Source organism: Streptomyces sp. NPDC048415, from assembly GCF_040651675.1.
Classification (GTDB): Bacteria; Actinomycetota; Actinomycetes; order Streptomycetales; family Streptomycetaceae; genus Streptomyces.
In genome coordinates, this window is record NZ_JBEZKJ010000199.1 from 1 (window position 1) to 3,950 (window position 3,950).

A 3,950-nucleotide genomic window follows, 5' to 3' on the forward strand; every position below is an offset into this window, starting at 1 on the left:
ATGATCGAGATCCGCAAGCAGAACAAGGCCTTCGGCCTGGGCTCCTACACGGAACTCCAGTCCTCCAACCCGGCGGTGATCGCGTTCCTGCGCGAATACAAGGACGACCTCGTGCTGTGCGTCCACAACTTCTCCCGCTTCGCCCAGCCCACGGAACTCGACCTCAGGGCGTTCAACGGCCGCCATCCCGTCGAGCTGATCGGCGGCGTGCGATTCCCGGCCATCGGTGAGCTGCCGTACCTGCTGACCCTCGCGGGCCACGGCTTCTACTGGTTCCGGCTGCGACGCGCCCTCGCGCCCAGCGTCATCAGACGCCCTTGACCGTATGCCGCAGTGTTCTCCCGACAGCCCGCCCGCCTCTGAAAGGACGTGTCGCCATGGCGAAGACCGCGCTGCACCGTCCGAGCGGCCCCGGCACCGCTCCGCTGCTGACCTCGCTCACCGAGCTGCTGCTTGCGTGGCTGCCCAGGCAGCGCTGGTTCGCGGGCAAGGGCAGGCCCGTCACGGATCTGACGCTGGTGTCGACGACCGAGCTGTACCCGGGATGCCTGCATCTGCTGGTCCGCACCGAACACCTCGGCCCACCCGCCCACGGCGCCCCCGGCGCTCCCCCGGCCGAGGACTGCTACCAGCTGCTCCTCGGCGTGCAGGAAACCCTGCCGCCGCGTCTCGCCCATGCCGTCATCGGCCGGGCGAGCGAGGGCCCGCTCGCCAACCTCGTGGTGTACGACGCCTTCCACGACCCCCGGGCGGCGGGACTGCTTCTGGAGCGCCTGCGCCATCCGGGCACGGCGGGTCCGCTGCGCTTCGAGCGCGACAGCCGGGTGCCGGTGCCCGCCGGTCTCACTCCGCGCCTCCTCGACGCCGAGCAGTCCAACTCCTCCCTCGTCTACGGCGACTCCTACATCCTGAAGGTCTTCCGCCGCGTCCAGCCCGGCATCAACCCGGACCTGGAGGTGCCCTGGGCGCTGGCCCGGCAGGGCTGCACCCGCGTACCCGCGCCCGCGGCGTGGTTTCGGACCTCGCGGCCGCAGGAAGCGACACTCGGAGTGCTTCAGCCATTCCTGCGCGAGGCCACCGACGGCTGGACCCTCGCGCTCGACTCCCTCGCCTCGGGACGGGAGTTCACCGACGAGGCGTACGAGCTGGGCCAGGCCACCGCCGAGGTCCATGTGGCACTGGCGTCGGCGTTCCCCGTCGACACGCCGAGCCCCCGTCAGAACGAGCGGCTCGCGGACGCCATGAGCGCGCGGCTCGACGCCGCGGTCCGCTCCGTGCCCGACCTCCGGCCGCATGCGCCCGGGCTGCGGTCCGCCTTCGACGCGCTCGCGACCCTCGACGGGGTGGTCCGTCCCGCACAGCGGATCCATGGTGATTTCCACCTGGGCCAGGTGCTGCGGGCCGGGCGGCAGTGGTCCGTCATCGACTTCGAGGGCGAGCCGGCCCGCCCGCTCGCCGAACGCCGGCGCCTCCAGTCGCCGGTACGCGATGTCGCGGGCATGCTCCGCTCCTTCGACTACGCCGCCCGCTCGCGCCATCCCTGGCGCCCCGAGTGGGCACAACGCTGCCGCGAGGCCTTCTGCGCGGGCTACGCCGCCGAGTCGGAATGGGACCCGCGGGAGGAACCCGATCTGCTGCGCGCGTACGAGACGGATCGCGCCGTGTACGAGGTGCTGTACGAGGCGAGACACCGTCCTGACTGGCTGCCCGTCCCCATGGCGGCGGTCAGACGCCTCGCCGAACACCTCTGAAGTCCCTAGCTCTTCCCCCTACTTCCCCCTGAGGAGGCTGAAGCCGTGACAGTCCGCATCGCACCGGTCAGCGTACGGCCGGCCACTTCCGCCGCACGTCCGACCACTTCCGCTTCGCTGGACGCGACGGACCGGGGGCGACTGCTGTCGGGTACCCACCATGATCCGCACGCGCTGCTCGGCGCACATCCGGTTCCGGGCGGCGTCGTGTTCCGGGCGCTGCGGCAGTACGCCCAGGCCGTGGCCGTGATGGTGAAAGGGCAGCGCACTGAGCTGGACGACGTGGGCGACGGGCTCTTCTCGGGCGTGCTGCCGCTCGACGCGATCCCCGTGTACACACTGGTGGTGACCTACGACGGCACCGAGTTCGAGGTGCAGGACCCGTACCGTTTCCTGCCCGCGCTGGGTGAACTCGATCTGCACCTGGTCGGTGAGGGCCGGCACGAGGAGCTGTGGCGGGCGCTGGGCGCCCATCCGATGACCCACCAGGGCGTCGTCGGCACGCGGTTCACGGTCTGGGCCCCGAACGCGCAAGGGGTCAGGGTCTGCGGGGACTTCTGCCACTGGGACGGCAACACGGGATTCCCGATGCGCTCGCTCGGCTCCTCCGGCGTGTGGGAGCTGTTCCTGCCCGACATCGGCGAGGGAACACCCTACAAGTACGACATCACCCGCCCCGACGGTTCCCGCACGCTGCGCGCCGACCCGATGGCCCGGCGCACCGAGGTGCCTCCGGCGACCGCCTCGATCGTGACGGAGTCCCACCATGTGTGGGAAGACACCGAGTGGATGGCGGCGCGGGGGACACGTCCGGTGCACGAGGCGCCGTTCTCGGTGTACGAGGTGCACCTTCCGTCCTGGCGCCCCGGGCTGACCTACCGCCAGCTCGCCGACCAACTCCCCTCCTATGTCGCCGACTTGGGCTTCACCCATGTGCAGTTCATGCCGGTGGCCGAGCATCCCTTCGGGGGCTCATGGGGCTACCAGGTGACCGGCTTCTACGCCCCCACCGCCCGCCTCGGCACCCCCGACGACTTCAAATACCTGATCGACGCGCTTCACCGGGCCGGCATCGGCGTCCTGATGGACTGGGTGCCGGCCCACTTCCCCCGCGACGACTGGGCACTCGCCGAGTTCGACGGACGGCCCCTGTACGAACACGCCGACCCGCTGCGGGCCGCCCACCCCGACTGGGGCACCCTGGAATTCGACTACGGACGGCGGGAAGTGCGCAACTTCCTCGTCGCCAACGCCGTCTACTGGTGCGAGGAGTTCCACATCGACGGGCTACGGGTCGACGCCGTCGCCTCGATGCTCTACCTCGACTACTCACGCGAGCCCGGCCAATGGAGCCCCAACGAATTCGGCGGCCGGGACAACCCGGACGCGGTCGCCTTCCTCCAGGAGATGAACGCCACCGTCTACCGCCGCAATCCAGGTGTCGTCACGATCGCGGAGGAGTCGACCGCCTGGGACGGCGTCACCCGCTCGACCGCTGACGGGGGTCTCGGTTTCGGCCTGAAGTGGAACATGGGGTGGATGCACGACTCGCTCGAATACGTGCAGCGCGACCCGATCCACCGTAAGTACCACCACAACGAGATGACGTTCTCGATGGTGTACGCCTACAGCGAGAACTACGTGCTGCCCATCTCGCACGACGAAGTCGTGCACGGCAAACAGTCACTTGTCTCGAAGATGCCGGGCGACTGGTGGCAGCAGCGCGCCAACCTCCGCGCCTACCTCGGCTTCATGTGGGCCCACCCCGGCAAACAACTCCTCTTCATGGGCCAGGAATTCGCCCAGGGCGGCGAATGGTCCGAGGCCCACGGGCCCGACTGGTGGCTCCTCGACCCCGCCTACAGTGCCGAACCCGACCACCGCGGCGTCCGCGACCTGGTCCGCGACCTCAACACCCGCTACCTCCGTGAACCCGCTCTCTGGCAGCGCGACACCGACCCCGCCGGCTTCGCCTGGATCGCCGGCGACGCCGCCGAGGACAACGTCTTCGCCTTCCTCCGCCACGACGCCGACGGCACACCGTTGCTCGCCGTCACGCACCTCTCCCCCGCCGTCCGCCACGGCTACCGGCTCGGCGTCCCCAAGGACATCCCCGCCTGGCACGAAGTCCTCAACACCGACGCCGCCCGCTACGGCGGCAGCGACGTCCTCAACCCCGACCCCCTCAAACCCGAACCC

General features: G+C 70.0%; 3 protein-coding genes. All 3 read left to right on the top strand.

All coding sequences use genetic code 11. The features are described 5' to 3' along the window. Positions 1–321: alpha-glucosidase C-terminal domain-containing protein (locus AB0D27_RS45105; RefSeq protein WP_362521404.1), on the top strand; the 321-nt coding region annotated here is incomplete at its 5' end. A gap of 56 nt (positions 322–377) precedes the next feature. Then, complete coding sequence (locus AB0D27_RS45110; RefSeq protein WP_362521407.1) at positions 378–1,751, top strand: maltokinase; 1,374 nt, start codon at positions 378–380, stop codon at positions 1,749–1,751. 117 nt (positions 1,752–1,868) lie between these two features. Continuing rightward, the coding region (gene glgB / locus AB0D27_RS45115; RefSeq protein WP_362521410.1) for a 1,4-alpha-glucan branching enzyme at positions 1,869–3,950 on the top strand (2,082 nt) is incomplete at its 3' end.